Raw genomic sequence first — 26627 nt, forward strand, 5'->3', positions numbered from 1 at the left:
GAACTATTATGAATGATAATTGCTTTTCATTTCATTTAAATACACACATGCGTTATAATATTTGCATCATGATTTGCTTTTTATGCTCTATTCATACGTGATAATCTTATCTAAAAAATGGTCAAATAAATCATGCATAAAAGTGTGGATTCTTAAGTGGATTCATATAAAATAATTGCATTCAACATATTGACTTTATTGTGTTTTTTATGATAGAATCTTGTTTGACTTGTATAAGCTACCTATTACACTCTACATTATGATGTACGTATTTGCGAAGGAATTAAATCAGCAAATATTTTTTCAATAAATTTATTCTCTCTTCAATCGTCTGCAATATTTCTTGAAATATGCTTGTATTTTTATCAAGTATTAAGTAAGAAATTAATAGATATATTAATTATAATGCATGTTTGTTCAGTTTTTTTAATACTTGAATCATCTTTATGTAAATGTAATATCATTTTTTTTAAACAGAGTGTTGTTCTGCCATTTCTACAAGATGTGTCATGATATTTGCCACCTCAACAAGTCTTTCATCTACTGTAGACCAATCACGAATAAGAGCTATTGTTTGATCTGATCTAATTTTTGCCGTTGAACCTTGTTTTCCAATCCACTGGACAAGAGCAACACTATTTGCAAAATAATTATTGCGGAATTGTATAACAATTCCCTTTGGTCCTGTATCTAATTTTTCCACATGTGCTTTTCGACACAATGTTTTAATGTAAAAAACTTTAAGAAGGTGTTGAACTTCAAGTGGTAAAGGACCAAAGCGATCCATTAACTCAGCCGCAAATTCATCAATTTGTTCTAAATTACCAAGTTCTGTTAAACGACGATAAAGCCCCATACGTAATGGTAAATCAGGTACAAAACTTTCTGGTATCATGACTGTTGTACCAAGTGAAATTTGAGGAGACCATTGTTTATCCTCATTTTGCTCACCATGTTTTAATTCAGTAACAGCTTCTTCAAGCATTTTTTGATAGAGCTCAAATCCAACTTCTTTGATATGTCCTGATTGTTCTTCACCTAAAAAGTTTCCTGAACCGCGAATATCCATATCATGACTCGCTAATTGAAAACCAGCTCCCAAGCTATCAAGAGATTGTAAAACTTTAAGACGACGATCAGCCGCAGGCGTTAAAACTTTACCTGAAGGATAGGTAAAGAGTGCATAAGCACGTTGTTTTGAACGCCCAACCCTACCACGAAGTTGATAAAGAGCAGAAAGACCAAAAAACTCAGCACGATGTACAATTAATGTATTGGCTGTTGGAATATCAAGACCTGATTCAATGATGGTTGTTGACAGCAAAACATCATATTGTCCATCATAAAATGCATTCATAATATTATCAAGTTGTCCAGCTGGCATTTGTCCATGAGCAACAACGAATTTGAGTTCAGGTACATATGTTTTAAGGTACTCTTCTACAGAGACAAGATCAGAAATACGGGGACAAACATAAAAACTTTGTCCACCACGGTAATATTCTCGAAGCAATGTTTCGCGTATAACAAGTGCATCAAAGGGGGAAATAAAAGTACGTACCACCATTCTATCAATAGGAGGAGTGGTTATCAATGACAGATCTCGTACCCCCGATAATGCTAGTCCTAAAGTACGTGGTATAGGAGTTGCCGAGAGGGTAAGAACATGAATATCGCTTTTAAGCTCTTTTAAACGTTCTTTGTGTTTTACGCCAAAATGTTGCTCCTCATCAATAATAAGAAGTCCTAACCGTAAAAAATTAACGGCATCACTTAAGAGAGCATGTGTCCCAATAACAATATCGATCGTACCATCTGCAATACCCTTTTTGACCTGCGCAAGTTCTTTAGCTTTTACAAGCCTTGATGCATGACCAATTTTAATAGGAAGTCCTTGAAAACGCGAAATAAAAGTTTTGTAATGTTGTCGTGAAAGTAAAGTTGTTGGCACAACAACGGCAACCTGATATCCACTTAAAGCTGCAACAAAAGCACTTCGAATGGCAACTTCTGTTTTTCCAAAACCAACATCGCCACATATTAAGCGATCCATTGGTTTTCCTGACGCCAAATCATCTAATACAGCATCAATGGCATTCATTTGATCTTCTGTCTCTTCATAGGGAAAGCGTGCAACGAATTCACCAAAGGGGCCAATTGGCGGAAACAAAGCAGGTGCAGAACGCATAGCACGCTCTGCCGCTATACGGATTAATTGGCCAGCCATTTCCAATAAATGTTTTTTAAGTCGTGTCTTTCTTGCTTGCCAAGCAACACCACCTAATTTATCTAATGTGACATTTGTTCCTTCCGATCCATAACGTGAAAGAAGTTCGATATTTTCAACAGGTAAAAAAAGCCTATCGCCTCCAGCATATTTGATTTCAAGGCAATCTCGTAAAATTCCAGTTGTTGTAATAGTTTTAAGACCAACGAATTGTCCAATACCATGGTCGACATGCACAACCATATCGCCAGAATTTAAAGCTGCAATTTCAGAAATAAAGTTTGTATTGTGTTTACGTCGTTTGGGTGACCTTATGAAACGATCACCAAGAATATCTTGCTCTGTTATGATAGCAAAATCTTCTACTTCAAAACCATGCTCTATCCTTATAACAGCTGCTGTTATACGATCACGTGGTGTTGCCCTCACAGTTTGTAATGATTTTACAACATCTATTTTTTTTGCCCCATGCTCATCTAGAACCTGCAGTAAACGGATGAGAGACCCTTCACTCCAGCCCGCTAATAATACCTTCTTGCCAGCAGCACGCAATGAAGCAATATGATGAACGACACTTGAAAAAATATTTTTCTCTTGCGCATTGCGCTCTTTGACAAAATCGTATCCCAATTTTACATTTGTATGAATGACAGTTTTTCCAAAAGTTTGTGGCACATTAAAAGGTGTAAAATCAATGCGTTGTCCGGATATTCTAGTGATTTCTACAACACGCTCTGGTGTTAAATAAAGGAGATTAGGCTCTATTGGGTGATAAGAAGTAGGTTTTGTTTTATCATTTTCGTGCTCTTTACGCGCATCATAATAATCTTCAATAAGACGATGGCGTTCGATAAGCGCTTCTTCTATGAGATGTTCAAAAACAATGGGTAAATTACCACAATGATCAAAAAAAGTATCAAGTTTATCATAAAAAAAGGGTAACCAATGCTCCATACCGGAAAAACGTCGTCCCTGAGAAAGAGCTTCATAAAGCATATTCTTTTTTTGTGATACACCAAATGTATGAATATAATTGCTCTTAAACCTGTTAATGTGTTCAGTTCTAAGAACAACCTCACTCATCGAGTGTAAAAAGAATTCCGTTTGTTTATTTGTCGTTCTTTGTGTAGCAGGATCAAATACACGAATAGTTTCTAGGGTATCTCCAAAAAAATCAAGCCGTAATGGTTCAATATCAACGGGAGAAAAAATATCAAGAATTCCTCCTCTCACAGCATATTCACCAACGTCACGAACAACTGTAACACGTTCAAAACCATTGGCTTCTAAAAATTGAATAAAACGTTCCATCCCCATACGCTGACCAACACGTGCGTGAATTACTTGAGTTTCAATTATTTCACGAGGAGGCAATTTTTGCATAATTGCATTTGCTGTCGTTAATATAATTGCAGCGTGTGGATTTTTACGCAAACTTGTTATATGGAACAAAGTTGAGAGCCGACGTGCCATAACAGCATTCCCAGGTGATACCCGATCATAGGGTAAACAATCCCATGCAGGAAATTGAAGTACAGGTAAATTGGGTTCAATAAAATTTAAAACTTGCTGTAAATGAGAAATTTTTGTTCCATCACGAATAACATAAATAATTGGTTTATCTTCTGCAATTTTTGAACGCAATTGAGCAAGTGCAAAAGCTTCAAATCCATCGGTAATCCCATCAAAGATCATGGGAGTAGAAATATTTTGGGGAATGACAATTTTTTTTAATATAGACATCGGAATCAATTTAAATCTATGCAAGCGTGATAATTTACAATGTCACGAAAAAGCGGATTATTAACTTCAGAGGGTGGAGAGGTTTCTCCTGTAACCCACGTTAATAGATCACGATCATCAAAAGACATAATATATTCAAGTTCAGAAACCGTTTTATCACTCATCTCAGCAATATGTGCATCTACATAATGTCCAAAGATGAGATCCATCTCACGAATACCGCGGTGCCATGCATGAAAAATCAATCGGCGACGACGCGCATCCAATTGATTTTCGCCAACGACAAAAGCTGCCATAAAAATCTCCTCGAATTAAGTGATGATGTATAAGTAACGTTTCCAATTTATAGAATAAATTCTGTACCCTAATCTAGGGAAGTTCAATAATCTTCTTTTCTTTAAGTGTAATGCGACGATGCATTTGTTTAGCTAAAGCGTAATTATGTGTTGCAATAAGAGCAGAAAGACCAGATTGACGAACAAGCGCGGATAAAGCTTGAAAAACATAAGCTGAAGTTACTGGATCAAGATTTCCGGTAGGTTCATCCGCCAAAAGAACTGAAGGACCATTTGCTACTGCACGTGCAATAGCCACACGTTGTTGTTCTCCACCTGATAATTCTGATGGGCGATGATTGGCACGATGAGAAACACGCAAATATGTCAGCAATTTAAGTGCACGATCTTCTGCAAGAGATTTTTTAAATCCCGCTATCATTTGTGGTATCATAACATTTTCTAAAGCAGTAAATTCTGGAAGCAGATGATGGAATTGATAGACAAAACCGATATCATTTCGCCTGATAGCTGTTCGTTCACTATCAGAACGTTTCGCGCAAGAAATGCCTCGTAACATCACATCACCAGCCGTTGGCTTTTCTAATAACCCAGCAATATGAAGCAGAGTTGATTTTCCAGCACCAGACGGTGCTACAAGTGCTACAAGTTCTCCGCGATTAAGAATAAAATTTGCTTTATCTAAAACAATGAGAGGTTTATGACTCTCAAAAAAATGCCGCTCAATCTCTACAAGCTCTAAAATAGCTGTCATTATTCATACCTCAAAGCTTGTACAGGATCCAGCTTAGCAGCACGCCATGCTGGAATAAGAGCTGCTAGGAATGACAAAAATAAAGCCATGATTGCAACGAGAACTGTCTGTCCCCATTCAATTTGCGCGGGCAATTTTGTTAAAAAATAAAGCTGAGGATTAAAAACATCAACATTAAATAACCAAGAGATAAAGTCTTGGATATGATTAATATTCGCCGTCGCTATCACACCAAAAAACAAGCCTAATACCGTCCCAATGAAGCCAATCATCATGCCTGTGACAATAAATATGCGCAAAACCGCACTTTGTTGTGCACCCATCGTACGTAAAATTGCAATATCATGGCTTTTATCTTTTACAAGCATAATAAGTCCTGAAATAATATTCAAAGCCGCAACAAGAACAATAAGAGAAAGTATAAAAAACATAACATTTCGTTCAATTTGTAAGGCTGAAAAAAAAGCCTGATTGCGCTCACGCCAATCAATTAAATAGACTTGTTGACCAATAGTTTTTTCTATAGTTGGTTTTATTTGATCAACAACGTCAGGATTATTCAAAAATAATTCTAAAGATTGAACAATATCTCCCAAATTAAAAAACATTTGCGCTTCACGAAGAGGCATAAAAACAAATATTGAATCATAGTCAGACATACCAACTTCAAAAATAGCCGTCACTTTATACGCTTTTACACGTGGCGTAACTCCAAAAGGAGTCGCATCACCATCTGGGGTAATAATACGAAGATCACGCCCAACGGTAAGCCCTAATTTTTCTGCCAAACCACTGCCAATTGCGACACCTTCCTCTTTATCAAAGAGTGCAAGCGAGCCTAATTTAATATTTTGAGATACAGTTTTAAGCTTTTCTAAATCCTGTTTGCGCATACCGCGAACTAATGCACCAGAACCTCCTTGAAGCTCACCTTGAACAAGCGCTTGACCTTCAATAACAGGTAAGGAAAATTTTACACCATTCACAGCTTCTAAAGAAGAAATAAGGGTATTATAATCAGTAAAACCAGAATTAACTGCTTGAACGACAAGGTGCCCATTCATACCAAGAATACGGTTGAGAAGCTCTGTACGAAATCCATTCATCACCGCCATGACAACAACTAGAGCAAATACTCCTAGCATAATTCCAATTAGAGAAATGATGGAAATAACAGATGCAACGACATGTTTTTTATTGGGAATCATATAACGAAAAGCGATCATCCATTCATAAGATGAAAACCATTTACTGCTCAACCTCTTCATAACATTGCCTATAAAACTACAGAAAACTGTTTGAGTACATCTTCAATCATTAAAGTTTTTTTGACACCCGTTTTTCGATCTTTCATTTCAATTTCATTTTGTGCAATGCCTTTAGGTCCAACAATTATTTGTGTTGGCAAGCCAATAAGATCCATCGTAGCAAATTTTGCTCCAGGACGTTCATTTCTATCATCTAATAATGGATCAAAACCAGCTTGTCTCAATTCTTGATAGAGAGTTTCACACGCATGTGTGCATTTCTCATCATCTGGCTTCATATTGATGATACCCACATCGAACGGAGCCATCGACTTTGGCCAAATAATACCATTTTCATCGTGAGAAGCCTCAATAGCTGCTGCGACAAGACGTGAAGGTCCAATACCATAAGAACCCATAGAGACTACATATTCTTTTCCATCTTGTCCCATAACTTTTGCCCCCATAGGAGCAGAATATTTCGTACCAAAGTGAAAAATATGCCCGACTTCAATGCCACGCGCTGAAAGACGATTATGATCAGAAACTTTTGCCCACTCTTCTTCATTGTGCATTTCTTCTGTCGCTGCGTAAAAAGACGTCCACTGTTTAACAATATCAATCAAAACAGTTTTGTCACTAAAATCAATCGAACTGTTTGGAACTGTGAGTTTAAGAAATTGTTTATCACAGAATATCGCACTTTCCCCTGTCTCAGCCAAAATAATAAATTCATGGCTCAGTTCACCACCAATAGGGCCTGTATCAGCACGCATAGGAATTGCTCTTAAGCCAAGTCGAGAAAAAGTACGTAAATAGGCAATAAACATACGATAATAAGATATTTGAGAACCTTCATAATCAAGATCAAAAGAATAAGCATCTTTCATTAAAAACTCTCGTGAGCGCATCACACCAAAACGTGGACGAATTTCATCACGAAATTTCCATTGAATATGATATAAATTGAGCGGAAGATCTTTATAAGAACGAACATAGGAACGAAAAATATCTGTTATCATCTCTTCGTTTGTTGGACCATAGAGTAAATCCCGCTTTTGACGATCTTTAATACGAAGCATTTCCAAACCATAGTCATCATAACGACCGCTTTCACGCCAAAGATCTGCAGATTGAATAGTCGGCATTAATATTTCTATGGCACCTGCTCGTTCTTGCTCTTCACGAATAATCTTACAAACTTTATCAAGTACTTTTTTACCCAAAGGAAGCCAAGAATAAATTCCAGAGGTTTGTTGACGAATCATACCTGCACGCAACATCAACCGATGAGAAACAATTTCTGCCTCTTTAGGATTTTCTTTTAAAAGTGGAAGGAAATATTGAGAAAGACGCATTGAAATAACGAACTCCTTATCAGACCTATCATATGAGAACAATTTAAATAGAGTATATATTTAATCTATAGCGACATTCTAAATGCTTGCAAACATAACGATCAGACTGTTGAAAAATTTATAAACTCTCTTGCTTTTGAAGTTTAGTTTAAGCAATAAAATGATCTGATAATTCCCTTCCCTCTTTACTTTATTAAAAAGAAAATAATGCAATATTCAAATGTTTTATTTTGATCGATGTAAAAAAACTGTACAGAGAGGCTTTTTTTGCCAAATTTCATAAACAGCTGCTCTCACTGCACGCCGCGTTGCTTCCCGAACAAGTTCATTATTTTTTCGTTTTATGCGTGGAATACTATAAACTGTATTCTCTACAATATCCAAAAGAATATCTTTTAATTTTCCCCCCTTTCCATTACTTTCAGGAAGACCAAATGCGTTAAGATCGACATCACCTAATAACTCATTCTTGCTATTCATATGGAGAGAAACAGCAACGTGACCAGCGTAACTTAATTTTCGACGTTCACGAATTCCCAATTCATCCTCATCTCCAATAAGACAACCATCTTTATAGATACGACCAATAGGAACTTGATCAATAATTTCTACCGGCTCTGGTGCAAAACGCAGCATATTACCATTTCTAATATCTTTAACAATTTTAATACCTGCTTGGCGTGCTAAATCCGCCTGAGCAGTGAGATGTATCGCCTCACCATGTACAGGAACAAGTATTTGTGGTTTTATCCAATCATACATTTGTAAAAGCTCTGAACGACGAGGATGACCAGAAACATGAACGAGAACATCTTCATTCGTAATAACTTTTATTCCCTTATCAATAAAACGATTTTGTATCTCAAAAATAGCTTTTTCATTTCCTGGAATACTGCTTGACGAATAAATAACAGTATCACCGATAGAAAGCGCAATATTTCTCATTTCACCACGTGAAAGCTTGGCAAGAGCCGCACATGATTCCCCTTGACTCCCTGTTACAACTAAAACGAGCTCTTTCCGATTAATATACCCATAATCATCTTCTGTCACAAATTCTGCTAAACCATCCATATAACCAAGCTCTTGAGCAACCATAATACTCCGTTTAAGAGAGCGTCCAACAACAAGAACTTTACGCCCAACGGCTTCAGCAGCAAGAGCAATCGAACGTATCCGGCTAATATTAGAGGAAAAAGTTGCAAGTATAACGCGCCCTTCAGCTTTTGAGAAAATTTCACAGAGGCTTGTCTGAACTTGCTGTTCTGATGGTGTTACACCGTCCCGACATGCATTTGTAGAATCACAAAGCAATGCTAGAACACCTTTATTGCCTAAAGTGCGCAATCGCTTTTCATCCGTTACAGGCCCAAGTGAAGGTGTACGATCAATTTTCCAATCACCAGTGTGGATTATAGTACCTAAAGAGGTTGTAATTGCCAAAGATACAGATTCTGGTATTGAATGGTTAACAGCTATAGCCTCTAGCGCAAAGGAACCTACTTGAAAACAATCACCAGCTTGAAAAATATTGAGTGAAATTTTACAAGTTTCAAAGTCTGATTGTCTTTTAGTTTCCAATAACCCTGCCGTAAAAGCTGTACAGTAAAGTGGGACTTTAAGCTTTGGCCATAAATCAAGAACAGCGCCATAATGATCTTCGTGAGCATGTGTTAAAATAAGACCACGCACATTATGTTTTTCACTTTCCAAAAAACGAATATCAGGAAGAACAAGATCTGCTCCTGGGAATTCAGGACCAGCAAAACTAATCCCCATATCAACAAGCAACCATTCACGAAGATTTTTTGGTCCAAACCCGTAAGCAGCCAGATTCATTCCTATTTCACCTACTCCTCCTAAAGGTAAAAAAACAAATTCATTCTCATTGGCTGAAACCATAAACATCTCCTAAATCATTAAGGCAATCTGATAGTAAAATAAATTGTTATAAATTAATAACGATCTGCATGAACAGAAGCTGCCGAACCAAAATGAACATCTCCAGCTGTTATAATACTTGTCTCACCATTTTTTTGCTTTATGATGCAATTAAAATCGCGATCAAGACCATCAAAAATACCTTCAATGATTTTTTCATCATTCACTATTTTGACATGCTTCCCAAGGTGAGCAGAATATAAAAGCCATTTTTCGCGAATTATATCACATCCTCCAAACTGTTTCCAAAGAAGATAATTTTTAGCAAAATACTCTGTCAAAACGGTAAATAATTGTTCTGTTTCAACGTGCAAACCAATATTATTTAAGCTTGAAGTGAGGTAGGGGGCATGTTCATAATGATATTTTACATTGATCCCAATACCAATAACCAAAGCATTCTGCTTTGATGGTAATTTTAAAATTTCAAGTAAAACTCCAGAGCTTTTCGCTCCTTTTAGCAAAATATCATTTGGCCATTTTAAGCTAACAATATCGTTCGTTTGCTTTTCAGTTTCTATAAATTGTTTTATTGCCTCAACTACACTTATTCCAGCAACAAAGCCAAGCTGAGCAGCCGTATGATGAACAATATCATCAATTAATAAAAGGCTAGAATAAAGATTGCCTTTCGGACTAGACCATGTCCTTCCTCTTCTTGCTCTTCCCTGTGTTTGTTCTTGTGCAACAACCCAAAGATAACCTTTGTGACCCGTTTGTGCTTTTTTTAGGGCAACGAGATTCGTTGAATCAACACTTCCGTATGCTTCAACAGTGTATCCTTGTTTTTGTGCAAAATTTGATAAAATATAAACCATATTAAAACAATGCAGCTGCTGCTTTTTCTGCCAATTCTATGAACCAAACTCCAAAAAGCGTATAAAATAAAACAAATAATGCAGAAAGAGCGAGACAAAATTGCAGCTCTTTCGATAGCATAACAAAAGATTCTTTTGCCTCATCAAACCATATAATTTTGATGACTCGCAGATAGTAAAAAGCTCCAATCACAGACGCTATCATCCCAACAACAGCAAGAGGAGTAAGTCCAGCGTGAACAGCCGCAGAAAATGTATACCATTTCCCAAAAAAACCAGCCATGGGTGGTATGCTTGCTAGAGAGAAAAGTTGTATTGTCATCGCAACAGCCATAAACGGATTTGTCTTTATGAGCCCTGAAAGATCATAAATATTTTCAACATTTCCATTACTAGAGCGCATCCCAAGGATAAAAGCAAATGAACCAAGAGTCATACCAAGATAAATAGTCATATAAAGAATAACACTTTTTATCCCAAGCATATCACCAGAAGCTAAACCAACAAGTGCATATCCCATATGACCGATTGATGAATAAGCCATTAAACGCTTAATATTGCTCTGACCAATTGCTGCAAATGCACCAAGGAGCATCGATGCAATCGCCATGAACACCAAAATTTGCTGCCATGCAGGCATAGAACCGCTAGTATCCTCCAATGGAATAAAAGTTGTAATAATCACACGAATAATGAGTGCCATCGCAGCAACTTTAGGAGCACCAGCAAAAAATGCTGTAATAGGTGTTGGTGCACCTTCATAAACATCAGGTGTCCACATATGAAATGGAACAGCAGAAATTTTGAACGCCAAACCAGCTAAAATAAAAACAATCGCAAAAATAACTCCCAATTGTAAATTTTCACCTTTTAAAGCAATGGCAATTTCGTGAAAACCAATTTGACCAGTAAAACCATAGAGTAAGGAAATACCATAAAGCAATAACCCTGAGGATAATGCCCCTAAAACAAAATATTTTATACCAGCTTCAGAAGATTTTACATTATCACGATTAATTGCAGCAAGGACATATAAAGCCAGAGATTGCAATTCCAATCCCATATAAAGCGACAGCATATTACCAGCTGAAATCATTAACATCATGCCAAGAGTTGCAAAAAGAACCAGTACAGGAAATTCAAATATATCGAACTTTTGAGAATTGCTAAAACCAACAGACATAACAAGAGCAAAAAATGCACCAACAAGCGTTAGAATCTTCATATAACGACCAAAAGCGTCAATAATGAGCGCATTGGTTTGAAATAAGCCACTTTTGGGAAACACAACAATAATAATAATAGTTGCAACAAGAAGAGCAATGGCTAGACCAGTTACCGTTAAAAAGGAACGCGCATTGGAATAAACACCAATTAAAAGTAATACAACGCCTCCTAATGCTATGAGAATCTCTGGAAGAATTAATACTAATTGTGCTATTATTTCGGTTTTCATATGCACTCTTCCCTTATCTAGTGCAGTTTATTGATGAGGGCTTCTACGGAAAACGCCGTTGCTTTAAGAAGTGGCGTTGGATAGACACCAAAAAATATTGTAAGAATAACCATTGGATAAAGGATGAATTTCTCTCTTGAAGAAAGATCTATAAGGACTTTTAAATTCTCTTTATCCAAAGAACCAAAAACCACACGCCGATAAAGATAAAGTGCATAGGCAGCCGATAAAATAACGCCAGTTGTAGCAAAAACAACAACCAATTTATTCACTTGAAAAACACCTATTAAAGTTAAAAACTCACCTAAAAAACCTGAGCTTCCAGGTAAACCAACATTTGCCATAGTAAAGATTAAAAAAACAACAGCATATTTGGGCATATTATTTACTAAACCACCAAAAGCTGAAATTTCACGTGTATGCAAACGATCATAGATAACTCCAACACAAAGAAATAATGCTGCTGAAACAATTCCATGTGATAGCATCTGATAAATAGCTCCTTGGATACCCTGCTCATTTTCTGCAAAGATGCCCATTGTTACATAACCCATATGCGCTATTGAGGAATAGGCAATCAGCTTTTTTATGTCATTTTGCACGAGTGCAACCAACGATGTGTAAATAATAGCAATAAGTGATAAGGTGAAAACCAAAGGTGCAAAATCAGCTGAAGCTATAGGAAACATTGGTAGAGAAAAACGCAGAAAACCATAACCACCCAATTTAAGCAAAACACCAGCTAAAATAACCGAGCCTGCCGTTGGTGCTTCCACATGGGCATCTGGGAGCCATGTGTGAACTGGCCACATAGGCATTTTAACAGCAAAAGAAGCAAAAAATGCTAGCCATAACCATATTTGCATATGTGCAGGAAATTGATAATTGAGTAGAGTTGGTATATCGAGTGTTCCAACTTCCCAGTACATAGCCATAAGAGCAACCAGCATAAGCACTGAACCAAGTAAAGTGTATAAAAAAAACTTTATACTTGCATAGACACGACGTGCTCCACCCCAAACTCCTATAATAATAAACATTGGGATGAGGCTACCTTCAAAAAATACATAGAACAATATTGCATCAAGAGCGCAAAAAACACCAATAATTGCAACTTCAAGAAGAAGAAAAGCAATCATATAAGCTTTTAATCTATCTTTCACATTTTCCCAGCTTGCCAAAATACAAAAAGGCAAAAGAAACGCCGAGAGCACAACAAAAAGAATAGAAATACCATCAACCCCCATATGATAGCTAATGCCACCTCCTAACCAATTGACTTTCTCAACCATTTGAAAATGCGTGTTTTTATAATCAAAACCCGCCCAAATAACTAAGGAAATAATAAAAACAAACACTGTCGTAAAAAACGCTACATTTCGTATATTACGCCGCGCTGTTTCACTGTCATCTTTGATAAATAAAATAAGCAGTACACCCACAAGCGGCAAAAATGTAACCGTAGAAAGAATAGGCCAATCGGTCATCAGTTCACGCCCCCGATCATCATCCATGTGATCAGCAATGCAACACCTATAAGCATTGCAAATGCATAGTGATAAAGATAGCCCGTTTGTATCCGAACAACTCTGTTTGTAATATCAACAACACGTGCTGCAATACCATTCGGACCTAGACCATCAATAATTTTACCGTCGCCAACCTTCCAAAGAAAGAAACTCATTCTGAAAGCAGAACGAACAAACAAAAAATCATATAATTGGTCAAAATACCATTTTTGGTAAAGAAAATTATATACCCTTGGCATAACTGCGGCCAACTTTTTGGGAAGAGATGGAAAAGAAATATAGAATAAATAAGCTATCGTAAATCCAAAAACCATCGCTATAAAGGGCAACCATTTTACCCAATTAAAGACATGATGGGCATCATGAAGAATATGATTGTGGCTGCTTGTAAATAATGCTCCCTTCCAAAAAGCATCATATAAATCACCAAAAAAATAAGGATGAAAAACAACACCAGCAAATATGGCTCCAAGAGATAAAGTAAACAGTGGAATTAACATCACTGGAGGCGATTCATGAACATGATGCATAATATCAACTGTAGCTCGTGGTTTACCATGAAATGTCATAAATATAAGTCGCCATGAGTAAAAACTTGTTAAAAATGCTGCAAAAACAAGAAGATAGAAAGCATATCCTGAAGCAATATTATGTGATGCAAAAGCAGACTCTATAATTGCATCCTTGGAGAAAAAACCAGCAGTTCCGAAAACTGTTCCTGGAATCCCAACCCCTGTCAAGGCAATGGTGCCTATCATCATCATCCAATAAGTTATCTTTATATGTTTTCGTAATCCTCCCATTTTTCGCATATCTTGTTCATCGGATACAGCATGGATGACAGAGCCAGCTCCAAGAAACAAGAGAGCTTTAAAAAAAGCATGCGTAAAAAGATGAAAAACAGCTGCTCCATAAGCTCCAACACCAAGAGCTACAAACATATAACCAAGTTGTGAACATGTAGAATAAGCAATAACACGTTTAATATCATTCTGTACCAACCCTACAGTTGCTGCAAAAAATGCAGTTGTCGCTCCAACAATAACAATTACAGTCAAAGCAATTGAGGAAAGTTCAAAAATTGGCGACATCCGCGCTACCATAAAAACACCAGCCGTTACCATTGTGGCGGCATGAATAAGCGCTGATACAGGCGTTGGTCCTTCCATGGCATCAGGAAGCCATGTATGTAAAAGGAATTGTGCTGATTTTCCCATTGCGCCAATAAATAACAAAAGACATGTAATAGTAATCGCCGTTTGTCCATCAAACTGCCAACCTAAAAACGTCATATTTTGTACGAAGTTATTGTCTGCAGCTTTTGCAAAAATAGATTTAAAATCAACTGATTGGAATAAAACAAAAATACTAAAGATTCCTAACAGAAAACCAAAATCTCCAACACGATTAACCACAAAGGCTTTCATCGCAGCTTTATTAGCAGAATCTCTCTGAAACCAAAAACCAATGAGCAAATAAGAAGCAAGCCCCACACCTTCCCAACCAAAAAACATCTGCAGTAAGTTATTGGATGTCACCAACATAAGCATCATGAATGTAAACAGAGAAAGATAAGAGAAAAAACGAGATCTTGAAGGATCATGATGCATATAACCAATTGAATAAATATGCACTAATGCCGAAACACTGTTCACAACAATAAGCATAACAGCTGTTAACGTATCAATATGGAGAGCCCAATCAAAACTTAAACCACCAACATCAAGCCAAGACAATACCAAGACATCAACCACAGGAGTATGACTAAGTGCAATATTTAAAAAAGCTATCCATGATAGTGAGGCAACAATCACCATAAAGCTACATGTTATCAATTCACTTAGGCGATCTCCTATAGTTTTCCCACCTAGTGAAGCAATTAAAAAGCCCAAAAGCGGAAGAAAGACAATCGTATAATACATCACTGGTTAGCCTTTCATTACATTAACATCTTCAACCGCAATAGAACCACGATTACGGAAGAAAACAACCAGAATTGCCAAACCAATTGCTGCTTCAGCAGCTGCCACAGTCAAGACAAATAAAGCAAAGATCTGCCCCACAAGATCATGAAGAAACGCTGAGAATGCAACAAAATTGAGATTAACCGAAAGCAATATAAGCTCAACGGACATCAAGATAATAATGACATTCTTTCTATTGAGAAAAATACCAGCAATACCGATTGTAAACATCAAAGCAGAAACAATGAGATAATGTGTAATATCAATGTGCATAGCCCCCCCTTTAAATGCCCTTGCCTGATTCAACTTGTTTTATTTCAATTGCACTTTCTACTGTTCGAGAAACTTGCACAGCAATAGATTGCCGCTTCACACCTGACTTATGACGAATTGTTAAAACAATCGCACCAATCATTGCAATCAATAAAATGATTCCAGCTGTTTGAAAATAGAAAACATAATTTGTATAAATGATATCACCTAATGCCTGTGTATTTGTTCTCTGCGCTAGGTCTGGCATTGGCTGAGTAATGTGTGTTTTAAGAACTGGAGAAAAACGGTTACTTACAAAAACAACGATTAATTCTACAGCGACAATACCCCCGACAAGAGCTCCAATAGGGGCATACCGAAGTGTATCACTTTTTAACTCAGCAAAATCAACATCAAGCATCATAACGACAAATAAAAATAAAACAGCTACAGCACCAACATAAACAACAAGGAGAATAAGTCCTAAAAATTCTGCTCCTGCAAGCAAAAACAAAGCTGCAGCATTAAAAAATGCTAATATTAAAAACAAAACAGAATGCACAGGATTACGTGCAGTCACAACAATAACTGCACTTGCCAGCATAATAAAAGCAAACAAATAGAAAAATGCCGCCGCTAGATCTGTTAGCATAGGCTTCTCCTCAATTAACTACACAATTGGTACAAATCTTTATACCAGATTACAATTTATCGGAAAAATTATCCGACACCTCAAATGATACACTTAACGATAAGGTGCATCGATCAATATATTACGAGCAATTTCCCGCTCCCAGCGATCTCCATTCATTAAAAGCTTTTCTTTATCATAGTAAAGTTCCTCTCGCGTTTCTGTGGCAAATTCAAAATTTGGTCCTTCTACAATAGCCTCAACTGGACAAGCTTCCTGACAAAAACCACAATAAATACACTTAACCATGTCTATATCATAACGAATAGTTCTACGTGTACCATCATTACGCCTCGGCCCTGCTTCAATGGTAATAGCTTGTGCAGGACAAATCGCTTCACATAATTTACAAGCAATGCATCGTTCTTCACCATTTGGGTAACGACGAAGTGCATGTTCTCCACGAAAACGCTCAGAAACAAACCCCTTCTCATAAGGATAATTAATCGTAGGCTTTGGTGCAAAAAATTGGCGCATGGCTAAGAAAAAAGCACTCACAAATTCTAATAAAAGGAGGGATTTTGCTGCCTGAAAAAGACCTGACATCGTAAAAACTCCTCTTAAGCAAAACCAGTATATTTTAAAAAAGCAGCAGTGATGACAACCATTGCTAATGAGAGAGGAAGAAAAACCTTCCAACCAAGCCGCATGAGTTGGTCATAGCGATAACGTGGCACAAATGCTTTGACCATAGCAAACCCAAAAAATACAAAGCAAACTTTTAAAACAAACCAAATAACACCTGGAATCCAATTAAGCCACCAAACATCCAAAGGGGGCAACCAACCACCTAAAAATAAAATAGTTGTTAATGCGCACATTAAGACAATAGCAACATATTCTCCCAGAAAAAAGAGCATGTAAGGCGTTGAAGAATATTCAACCATGTGGCCAGCAACAAGCTCAGATTCTGCCTCCACCAAATCAAAGGGAGGACGATTTGTTTCTGCAAGTGCGGAAATAAAAAATATAATAAACATTGGAAAAAGAACAAGCCAATTCCAATCAAGAAAGCTGTTAAAAGGAAGACCAAGTGCCGTTCCAAACCCATGACTTTGTTTGTAAACAATGGTTGTGAGATCCAATGAGCCACTTATTAAAATAACAGTTACAAGTACAAACCCAATGGAAACTTCATAGGAAACCATCTGTGCTGCTGAACGAAGTGCTCCTAAGAAAGGATATTTTGAGTTTGACGCCCACCCACCCATAATGACACCATATACTTCAAGAGACGAAATGGCTAAGATATAAAGCAAACCAACATTAATATGTGCAATAGCCCACCCCTCATTAACTGGGATAACAGCCCAAGTTGATAAAGCAAGCGTTGCAGAAACAAACGGAGCCAAAAGAAAAACGCCCTTATTCGCACCAGCAGGAATAATAGGCTCTTTAACAACAAATTTAATTAAATCTGCAAAAGACTGCAACAATCCCCAAGGACCAACAACATTTGGACCACGTCGCAATTGCACAGCCGCCCAGATTTTTCTATCCGCGTAAAGAAGATAGGCAACTAAGACCAAGAGAATAACCAAAAGGAGAAGTGTTTTGCCAACTATAATGAGTAACGGTAATAGCCAAGTCATAAAGAAATCATACATCATTATTCTTTTTCCTCTGCCCCTACTCTACAGCTTGCGTGGCACGGTTTTTCGCAAGAGCTGAACATTCAGCCATAACTGCAGAAGCACGTGCTATAGGATTTGTCAAATAAAAGTCTCTAACCATAGAAGTAAATACTTGCCGTTCCAGAGTAATCATATGTGAACCAAGCGCTTTAAGATTGCTTACATCAGAAGGTATGATATCATCGATGGCATAAAGATGCGGATAATCATTAAAGAGATTTTGTCTTAATTGAGAAAGGGAATCAAATGGAAGTTTTTGTCCTAAAATATCCGACAAAGCACGTATAATAGCCCAATCTTCTTTTGCTTCACCTGGAGCAAAACCAGCCCGATTTGTCATTTGCACACGTCCTTCGGTATTCACATAAAGCCCTGATTTTTCAGTATACGCTGATGCTGGCAAAATAACATCAGAAGCATGTGCGCCATTATCACCGTGGCTACCAACATAAATCGTAAAAGCTTTTGTATTAGCTAATTCTACTTCATCAGCACCAAGCAAAAATAGAACTTCACACGTTTTAAGAATATTTATAACCCCAAGCTCAGAAGTAAAACCAATGTCTAGTCCCCCAACCGTTGATGCTGCATTGTGAAGAACTCCAAAGCCATTCCATTCCTCACTAAGAGCTCCAACACTATCAGCTAATTTGGCAAGATTTTTTAAAACAGCTAGACCTTCTTTACCTGAAACAGCACCTTCCCCAATAAGGATAAGTGGTCTTTTCGCTTCTTTTAATATATCAAAAAATGCATCTTCTTTACGAATAAGTGCACTCAATGCATCAGTACCTGCTCCAAGATAAGAATAAGGATAACGTAAATCGACCTTCTCACCAATTAATGCAATGGGAAACTGTCCCATTCGTTGACGCTTTAGAATGCGTGCATTTAAAACAGCGGCTTCATGGCGCGGATTAGATCCCACAATAAGCAATGCATCAGCCTGTTCAATACCTGCAATCGTTGGATTAAAAATATAACTCGAACGCCCTAATTCAGGAGATAAAGCCATTCCTCTTTGACGACAATCAAAAATGTTTGAACCTAATGAAATCAGTAATTTTTTAAGTGCATACATCTCCTCAATAGAGGCAAGATCCCCTGCAATTGCCCCCATTTTTTCAGGCAAGGTTTTAGAAACCACCATTTTAATCTTTTCAAAAGCTTCTGCCCAACTTACAGGCTGAAGTTTTCCATCTTTGCGTACATATGGCTTATCAAGGCGCTGTGTACGTAATCCATCCCAAATAAAACGTGTCTTATCAGAAATCCATTCTTCATTTACATCTTCATTTGTACGGGGCATAATCCGCATGACTTCACGACCACGGCTATCAATGCGGATTGCGCTACCAAGTGCATCCATAACATCAATCGATTCTGTTTTGCTCAACTCCCAAGGACGTGCATGAAATGCATAAGGCTTTGAAGTTAAAGCTCCCACCGGACAAAGATCAATAACATTTCCCTGTAACTCAGATGTCATGGCTCTTTCAAGATATGTAGTAATTTCAGCATCTTCACCACGACCTATCAATCCAAGTTCAGAAATACCTGCTACTTCTGTCGTAAAACGAATACAACGTGTGCAATGAATGCAGCGTGTCATAACAGTCTTTACAAGTGGCCCAATATATTTATCTTCTACAGCACGCTTATTCTCTGTATATCGAGAACAATCACGCCCATAAAGCATTGCTTGATCTTGAAGATCGCACTCTCCTCCCTGATCACAGACAGGACAATCCAAAGGATGATTGATAAGAAGAAACTCCATCACCCCTTCACGTGCTTTTTTTACCATCTCTGTGTTGGTAAAAATTTCTGGCGCTTCACCATTAGGCCCTGCTCGTAAATCACGCACCCCCATAGCACAAGAAGCCTGAGGTTTCGGAGGTCCTCCTTTAACTTCAACCAAGCACATGCGACAATTGCCAGCAATTGATAAAGTCTCATGAAAACAAAAACGCGGTACTTCAGCACCAGCAGCTTCAGCAGCTTGAAGCAACGTGTAGTAATCAGGGACTTCGATCTCTTTACCATCAACTTTGATATTTATCATCACTCATCCAGCCTGCGGATAATCCACTTAAATTTGCATTTCATTTCTTTTAAAACAAAAACCTCTATCCAACCGCTTCCAAAGCAATATTTTTTCTTTGCACGACATTTCGTGTATAATCATCAATTCTACGCTCAATTTCTGGGCGAAAATTACGTATCAATCCCTGTATAGGCCATGCTGCCGCATCACCAAGGGCACAAATAGTATGCCCTTCGACCTGTTTAGACACTTCAAACAAAAGATCAATCTCGCGTTTTTGTGCTCTTCCTTCAACCATACGCCCTAAAAGACGCATCATCCACCCCGTCCCTTCACGACACGGCGTACACTGACCACAACTTTCATGCTTAAAGAAAGCGGCTATACGCCAAATTGCTCTAATAATATCGGTTGATTTATCCATAACAATGACACCACCTGTGCCAAAAGAAGATCCAACATCGCGCATTCCATCAAAATCCATGATCGCATCGAACATATCCTCTCCACGAACGACTGGACAAGAAGCTCCCCCTGGAATAACTGCTAAAAGATTATTCCATCCGCCACGAATACCGCCTGTATGTTTCTCAATTAACTCACGAAAAGAAATACCAAGAGCTTCTTCGAATGTACAAGGTGCATTCACATGCCCAGAAACCATAAACAATTTTGTTCCAACATTATTTGCACGTCCAATTGATGAAAACCACGAAGCGCCCCGACGTAAAATCGTGGGAACAACGGCTATAGATTCTACATTATTGACAGTTGTGGGACATCCATAAATCCCCATATTTGCAGGGAATGGCGGTTTAAGCCGAGGTTGCCCTTTTTTCCCCTCAAGACTCTCAAGAAGAGCCGTCTCTTCACCACAAATATACGCACCTGCACCATGATGAATAATAATATCGCAGGCATGCCCATATTTCGTTTTTTTACCCAGTAAACCTGCACTATAACATTCATCAACGGCAGCTTGAAGCGCTTCACGCTCACGAATATATTCACCGCGAATATAGATAAAAGCGACATTTGCTCCTATAGCAAAAGTAGCAATTGCACACCCTTCAATGAGAGTATGGGGGTCATGGCGTAAAATATCACGGTCTTTACATGTGCCAGGCTCCGATTCATCAGCATTGACAACCAAATAATGAGGACGGCCATCACTTTGTTTGGGCATAAATGACCACTTCATTCCGGTAGGAAAACCCGCACCACCACGGCCACGTAATCCCGATGCCTTCACCTCATCAATGATCCAGTCACGGCCCTTTTCAATAATGTCCTTGGTGCCATCCCAATGCCCACGCAACATTGCAGCTTTTAACGATTTTTCTTTTAAACCGTAAATGTTGGTGAAAATGCGATCCTTATCAGCCAGCATACCCCACCTTCTCTTCTATTACCCGTAGCATTTTTAGCTCTTCCTCAAACGCAATTATTAAATATTTTTATTTTTCATCAAATATTTCTGGAATAGATAAAATAACAAAATATATTTTATAAGAAAAAATATTTACTATGCTTCCATTCCTTCCTTATCTTTTTTCTTTAAAGATTTCAGTAACTTCTTTTCCTCATCAAGGAGAGAAGTTAAACCATTGATGGGTTCTGATGATTTACGACTATTTTGTGGACCAACCGCTATCTCAGAACCTTTTCCAGCTTCAAATGCATCAATAATTTCGTCAAGACGTTCAGCTGTAAGATCTTCATAAGTATCTTTAAAAATCATAACCATAGGAGCATTAACACAAGCACCAAGACACTCTACCTCTTCCCATGATAATGTTCCATCCGAATTGGTGACGAAAGGATCACGATGAATTTTTTTCTGGCAAACCTTAATCAATTCATCCGATCCACGTAACATACAGGGCGTTGTTCCACAAACTTGAATATGTGCCTTTGTTCCAACTGGTTTGAGTTGAAACTGCGTATAAAAAGTCGCAACCTCTAAAACACGAATATAAGCCATGGAAAGAATCTGAGCAATATGTTCAATTGCGGCACGTGTCACCCAACCATCTTGTTCTTGAGCACGCATTAATAATGGAATGACAGCAGATTGTTCGCGTCCTACAGGGTATTTTTTTATAGTATTTTTTACCCATATCTGGTTTTCTTTTGTAAAAGAAAACTCCGCGGGCTGGTAGATATCATCTGCAAGACGGCGCACAGACATTAGCGATCAACCTCCCCAAAAACAATGTCAATTGAACCCAAAATAGCGGTAGCATCCGCCAACATATGACCCCGAGTTAAAAAATCCATAGCTTGAAGATGAGCAAAACCAGGAGCACGTAACTTAACACGATAAGGCTTATTGGTTCCATCCGAAACAAGATAAACTCCAAACTCACCCTTTGGAGCTTCTACAGCAACATATACTTCACCAGGAGGCGTATGAAAACCCTCCGTATAAAGTTTAAAATGATGAATAAGCGCTTCCATCGAACTTTTCATTTCGCTCCGCTTTGGGGGCACAATTTTATGATCTAGACTCGAAACCGGTCCATTTTTTTCAGTGCCAAGCAAGCGATCCACACATTGGCGCATAATTTTTGCTGATTGACGCATCTCTTCCATACGAATCAAGTAGCGATCGTAACAATCACTATTCTTACCTACAGGAATATCAAATTCCATTTCATCATAACACTCATAAGGTTGGCTTTTACGCAAATCCCATGCCACACCGGCTCCACGAATCATAACCCCAGAAAAACCACGCGCCCAAGCTTCATCAATACTCACGACCCCAATATCTACATTACGCTGTTTAAAAATCCGATTTGGTGTTATAAGTGCGTCAAGATTACCAAGAGCAACAAGAAACGGATCAATAAAATTACCAATATCTTCAATTAAAGTTTCTGGTAAGTCTTGATGTACACCACCGGGGCGAAAATAATTGGCATGAAGACGTGCGCCACATGCACGTTCATAAAAAATCATCAGCCTTTCACGTTGTTCAAACCCCCAGAGTGGTGGTGTCAATGCACCAACATCCATTGCTTGTGTTGTTACATTAAGCAAATGGTTAAGAATACGACCAATTTCAGAAAATAAAACACGTATTAATTGCCCTCGTTTTGGAACCTCTACGCCCAATAATTTCTCAATAGCAAGCACAAAAGCATGCTCTTGATTCATAGGAGCGACATAATCTAAACGATCTAGGTAAGGACCAGCTTGAAGGTAGGTTTTTGTTTCCATTAATTTTTCGGTACCGCGATGCAACAATCCGATATGCGGATCTACACGCTCAACAACTTCACCGTCCAATTCCAAAACCATGCGCAAAACCCCATGCGCTGCAGGATGCTGCGGTCCAAAATTGATATTAAAGCTCCGAACACTGACCTCAGCCACAATCAACCCCTTGCTTTTCTAAAAACTTCGTATCAAATATTAATAAAGACTCTCACTACACTAAAAACTAGGTTATTCTAAGAATTCATACTCTAATCTTAAGCTTTATCAGCTTCAATATCATTTATTGACCTCCCCTTTTTCATCACATGGCAAAACATACTGCCCTCCTTCCCAAGGAGAAAGAAAGTCGAAACTGCGCATTTCTTGTCTCAAAATAACCGGCTCATAAATGACTCTTTTTGCTTCATTATCGTAACGACATTCAACAAAACCAGTTACAGGAAAATCTTTGCGCAAAGGATGCCCTTCGAAACCATAATCAGTTAAAATCCGCCTCAAATCAGGATGTCCTGAAAATAAAATTCCATACATATCGTACGTCTCACGCTCATACCACTCTGCCCCTGGATAAATAGAACACGCAGAAGCAACGGGCGTATTTTCATCAGTACGCACTTTAACACGCAAGCGTAAATTCTCGCGAGGAGATAAAAGTTGGTAAGAGACATCAAAACGTTTATCACGAAACGGATAATCAACACCGCTAATATCGGTGATATTAATAAACTGACAGTGAGAATCATCACGAACAAACATCAAAACGTCTGTGATTGCATCAAGACGCGACACAATTGTCAATTCACCAAATGCAAGAATGGTTTCTTCAAGCTTATCACCTAATCTGTTTTTCAAATAGGTAGCAAGTTCAACCAATGTTTCATTCATCATCACAATGAATCCCCTATCGCTCTATAGAACCAGTACGACGAATTTTTTTCTGTAACAACAATATTCCGTACAGCAGCGCTTCCGCCGTAGGAGGACACCCTGGAACATAAATATCCACAGGCACAATACGATCACAGCCACGTACAACTGAATAAGAATAATGATAATATCCACCACCATTTGCACATGACCCCATAGAGATAACATAACGCGGCTCCGGCATTTGATCATAGACTTTTCTTAAAGCCGGTGCCATCTTATTTGTTAGGGTGCCCGCTACCACCATGACATCTGACTGGCGGGGTGAAGCGCGTGGCGCATACCCAAAACGCTCATTATCGTAGTGAGGCATTGAACACTGCATCATTTCGACAGCACAACACGCCAAACCAAAACTCATCCACATTAAAGAACCAGTACGCGCCCAAGTAATTAAAGCATCTGCTGAGGTAACTAAAAATCCTTTATCCGATAATTCGGCATTGACATCACGGAAGAATCCGTCATCAGAACCTATCAACTTGCCCGTATTTGGATCAATAACCCCTTTTGGTTTTGGAGCAATCATCATTGAATTGTTAGATATTAATCCCATTCAAGAGCTCCTTTTTTCCATTCATATATAAACCCGATAGTTAAAAGTGCTAAAAATACAATCATCGACCAAAAGCCGAACATGCCTATCGAACTAAATGAAACTGCCCAAGGAAAAAGAAAAGCAACTTCAAGATCAAAAATAATAAATAAAATTGATACCAAATAAAAACGAATATCAAACTTCATACGTGCATCATCAAACGAATTAAACCCGCATTCATAAGCCGATAATTTTTCTGGATCGGGAGAACGGTAAGCCACAATATAAGGCATAATCAAAAGAACCCCCGCAATAACTGCCGAAACAATGATAAAGATCAAAACCGGTAAATAAGAACTCAATAAATGAGTCATGATTCTTCCACCTTAAATGAAATGATCTAAACTAACGTAATCACTCCACATTATTAAATTAAACAGAAACCGCATCACTCTGTCAATTCCGCTCATACCGTTTTAAGGGCATGTTCGGATAACATTCTTCCTATCGGCATAGGTAACGCAGAGCAAAGAAAGACGCAAGCCTTATTCTTATAAACTACATAAAAAGAAGTAAATCTATACGGTAGAGTATTCTAAAGACAACACTCTATGGGCATATATTGCACATAAAGATATCTTAGCTCAATAAAATAGAAATTCATAAAAAAAACAAGAAATGGCGCGAGTGACGGGGCTCGAACCCGCGACCTCCGGCGTGACAGGCCAGCACTCTAACCAACTGAGCTACACTCGCACATTTCAAACCAATTCATTATTGGTATAAGCGGTCGTGTAAGGGGTTCATTCGTTGATGTCAAGCAGACTTATGCATTTTTTTAAAAAAAATCATCAAACATCATCTTTATTCTTGCGTTTACAATTTTTTTTCCTTAAAGAGTGCTCATTCGATTGCTAATTATTGCATTGGGCGATTAGCTCAGCTGGTAGAGCGCCTCGTTTACACCGAGGATGTCGGGAGTTCGAGTCTCTCATCGCCCACCATTTGTTTTTTATCACCAATAAGTTTTTAATTTTTCATATCTTTTTTATGGTAAGGGATGCTAGAAAAAGGCGAGCGAATAGAGTTTTATGATATACCTTTACTTTTATGAGATGGATTCTTTTCGCTAATCTTTTCTCCTAATTCTTTTAATTTCTCTAAATTTCTTTGTACAGATTATATAGAGTTTTAACAAATATCCCCCCAAAAAATTTATAACTAAAAGAATCAGAGGATTTTATGGCGGAATCTTTGCAAAAATCTATACCCAAATCTAAGTTGTGTAGCTTTGTAACTTTGTCTTTTATCCAATAAATATAGATTTTTTACTAAACTCTAGACAAAAACAAAACACTAAAGCATAGTTAATATCATTCGTAAGAAATGAATTTTTATAACGATAAATGTAAAGTTTGCATAAAGATTTTACTAGAAACTATTTTGAGAAAAAAGATAATTCTCTTCAAAATTTCAATAGGCTACAAGATCTGAAACTTCGCTACAGATGTCATGTTTCTTACTATTTCTTTTAAAAGAGTAATCATACTAAGACAAGCTTAGCAATTTAGCATAACTCTCAAAAAGATTAAATCTTAGAAATTATTTCGATTGGTATTCAAGAAATTTGGTTTAAAATGTTTAGAAATTCATTTAAATGATTGACCTTTTGTAAGAACATTGTAAAAGAGTGTATTTGTTTTGGAGGGGTGGCCGAGCGGTTTAAGGCACCGGTCTTGAAAACCGGCGTGCAGGAGACTGTACCGTGGGTTCGAATCCCACCCCCTCCGCCACAGCACTTTTATCGTGCTATAACTTATTGATTTTGTAGGTGTTTTTTTAATGTAGCTTGCCTGTAGCTTGCCAGCAGGTTTTGTATATTTTGACACTAGGTTTTGTACCAATTTATTTTGTTTCACATGATTTTTAAGTGGTTCTCAAAGGGTCTTCAAAGACCTTTCAAAGGGTGTTTTAAGATTT

At 37.8% G+C, this 26627-nt stretch carries 21 protein-coding genes and 3 tRNA genes; 2 read left to right on the forward strand and 22 right to left on the reverse strand.

All coding sequences use genetic code 11. The annotated features are described in order from the left end of the window. Positions 1-469: 469 nt before the first annotated feature. The 22 genes from mfd to ABD917_RS07285 form a co-directional block, all read right to left on the reverse strand. Positions 470-3970: a transcription-repair coupling factor gene (gene mfd, locus ABD917_RS07180; RefSeq protein WP_345119415.1), complete on the reverse strand. Its 3501-nt coding sequence runs from the start codon at positions 3968-3970 to the stop codon at positions 470-472. A 5-nt stretch (positions 3971-3975) separates the two neighbouring features. After that, complete coding sequence (locus ABD917_RS07185; RefSeq protein ID WP_345119416.1) at positions 3976-4266, reverse strand: FAD assembly factor SdhE; 291 nt, start codon at positions 4264-4266, stop codon at positions 3976-3978. 73 nt (positions 4267-4339) lie between these two features. After that, positions 4340-5020, reverse strand: a complete 681-nt coding sequence (locus tag ABD917_RS07190) for an ABC transporter ATP-binding protein (protein WP_345119417.1) — start codon at positions 5018-5020, stop codon at positions 4340-4342. After that, entirely contained in the window at positions 5020-6288 is a 1269-nt protein-coding gene (locus ABD917_RS07195) for a lipoprotein-releasing ABC transporter permease subunit (protein WP_345119418.1), read from the reverse strand. The genes ABD917_RS07190 and ABD917_RS07195 overlap by 1 nt, the downstream gene beginning before the upstream one ends. An 8-nt stretch (positions 6289-6296) precedes the next feature. Then, entirely contained in the window at positions 6297-7625 is a 1329-nt protein-coding gene (proS, locus tag ABD917_RS07200) for a proline--tRNA ligase (RefSeq protein WP_345119419.1), read from the reverse strand. A gap of 225 nt (positions 7626-7850) precedes the next feature. Beyond that, complete coding sequence (locus ABD917_RS07205) at positions 7851-9527, reverse strand: ribonuclease J (protein WP_345119421.1); 1677 nt, start codon at positions 9525-9527, stop codon at positions 7851-7853. A gap of 53 nt (positions 9528-9580) precedes the next feature. Next, positions 9581-10384: a biotin--[acetyl-CoA-carboxylase] ligase gene (locus tag ABD917_RS07210; RefSeq protein WP_345119423.1), complete on the reverse strand. Its 804-nt coding sequence runs from the start codon at positions 10382-10384 to the stop codon at positions 9581-9583. A 1-nt stretch (position 10385) separates the two neighbouring features. Then, positions 10386-11840: an NADH-quinone oxidoreductase subunit NuoN gene (nuoN, locus tag ABD917_RS07215; RefSeq protein WP_345119425.1), complete on the reverse strand. Its 1455-nt coding sequence runs from the start codon at positions 11838-11840 to the stop codon at positions 10386-10388. Between the two features lie 17 nt (positions 11841-11857). Beyond that, on the reverse strand, positions 11858-13327 hold the full coding sequence (locus ABD917_RS07220; RefSeq protein ID WP_345119441.1) for an NADH-quinone oxidoreductase subunit M: 1470 nt from the start codon (positions 13325-13327) through the stop codon (positions 11858-11860). Continuing rightward, a complete protein-coding gene (gene nuoL, locus ABD917_RS07225) occupies positions 13327-15291 on the reverse strand; it encodes an NADH-quinone oxidoreductase subunit L (RefSeq protein ID WP_345119427.1) in 1965 nt (654 codons plus the stop codon). Before nuoL ends, ABD917_RS07220 begins: the two co-directional genes overlap by 1 nt. A gap of 6 nt (positions 15292-15297) precedes the next feature. After that, positions 15298-15606, reverse strand: coding sequence for an NADH-quinone oxidoreductase subunit NuoK (gene nuoK / locus ABD917_RS07230; RefSeq protein ID WP_345119428.1), 309 nt, complete (start codon positions 15604-15606; stop codon positions 15298-15300). 10 nt (positions 15607-15616) lie between these two features. Further along, on the reverse strand, positions 15617-16237 hold the full coding sequence (locus ABD917_RS07235; RefSeq protein WP_345119430.1) for an NADH-quinone oxidoreductase subunit J: 621 nt from the start codon (positions 16235-16237) through the stop codon (positions 15617-15619). A gap of 93 nt (positions 16238-16330) precedes the next feature. Further along, positions 16331-16822: an NADH-quinone oxidoreductase subunit NuoI gene (gene nuoI / locus ABD917_RS07240; protein ID WP_345119432.1), complete on the reverse strand. Its 492-nt coding sequence runs from the start codon at positions 16820-16822 to the stop codon at positions 16331-16333. A 14-nt stretch (positions 16823-16836) separates the two neighbouring features. Continuing rightward, positions 16837-17883, reverse strand: coding sequence for an NADH-quinone oxidoreductase subunit NuoH (gene nuoH, locus ABD917_RS07245; RefSeq protein WP_345119442.1), 1047 nt, complete (start codon positions 17881-17883; stop codon positions 16837-16839). Between the two features lie 22 nt (positions 17884-17905). Next, entirely contained in the window at positions 17906-19975 is a 2070-nt protein-coding gene (nuoG, locus tag ABD917_RS07250) for an NADH-quinone oxidoreductase subunit NuoG (RefSeq protein WP_345119434.1), read from the reverse strand. Positions 19976-20039: 64 nt separating this feature from the next. Beyond that, positions 20040-21347: an NADH-quinone oxidoreductase subunit NuoF gene (gene nuoF / locus ABD917_RS07255; RefSeq protein WP_345119435.1), complete on the reverse strand. Its 1308-nt coding sequence runs from the start codon at positions 21345-21347 to the stop codon at positions 20040-20042. A 135-nt stretch (positions 21348-21482) separates the two neighbouring features. Continuing rightward, complete coding sequence (nuoE, locus tag ABD917_RS07260) at positions 21483-22148, reverse strand: NADH-quinone oxidoreductase subunit NuoE (RefSeq protein WP_345119436.1); 666 nt, start codon at positions 22146-22148, stop codon at positions 21483-21485. Next, on the reverse strand, positions 22148-23338 hold the full coding sequence (locus ABD917_RS07265; RefSeq protein ID WP_345119437.1) for an NADH-quinone oxidoreductase subunit D: 1191 nt from the start codon (positions 23336-23338) through the stop codon (positions 22148-22150). Before ABD917_RS07265 ends, nuoE begins: the two co-directional genes overlap by 1 nt. A gap of 120 nt (positions 23339-23458) precedes the next feature. Beyond that, a complete protein-coding gene (locus ABD917_RS07270; RefSeq protein WP_345119443.1) occupies positions 23459-24067 on the reverse strand; it encodes an NADH-quinone oxidoreductase subunit C in 609 nt (202 codons plus the stop codon). Positions 24068-24083: 16 nt separating this feature from the next. Beyond that, positions 24084-24665, reverse strand: coding sequence for a NuoB/complex I 20 kDa subunit family protein (locus tag ABD917_RS07275; protein ID WP_345119438.1), 582 nt, complete (start codon positions 24663-24665; stop codon positions 24084-24086). Beyond that, positions 24656-25021, reverse strand: coding sequence for an NADH-quinone oxidoreductase subunit A (locus ABD917_RS07280; RefSeq protein ID WP_144753965.1), 366 nt, complete (start codon positions 25019-25021; stop codon positions 24656-24658). The genes ABD917_RS07275 and ABD917_RS07280 overlap by 10 nt, the downstream gene beginning before the upstream one ends. Before the next feature lie 305 nt (positions 25022-25326). Next, positions 25327-25403 (reverse strand) — tRNA-Asp (locus tag ABD917_RS07285). Between the two features lie 172 nt (positions 25404-25575). On the opposite strand from ABD917_RS07285, the gene ABD917_RS07290 reads away from it, so the two are divergent. Next, positions 25576-25651 (forward strand) — tRNA-Val (locus ABD917_RS07290). Between the two features lie 699 nt (positions 25652-26350). Continuing rightward, positions 26351-26440: transfer RNA gene (locus ABD917_RS07295), tRNA-Ser, on the forward strand. Positions 26441-26627 lie beyond the last annotated feature (187 nt).

The organism is Bartonella pachyuromydis (assembly GCF_039543065.1).
GTDB classification, from domain to species: Bacteria; Pseudomonadota; Alphaproteobacteria; order Rhizobiales; family Rhizobiaceae; genus Bartonella; species Bartonella pachyuromydis.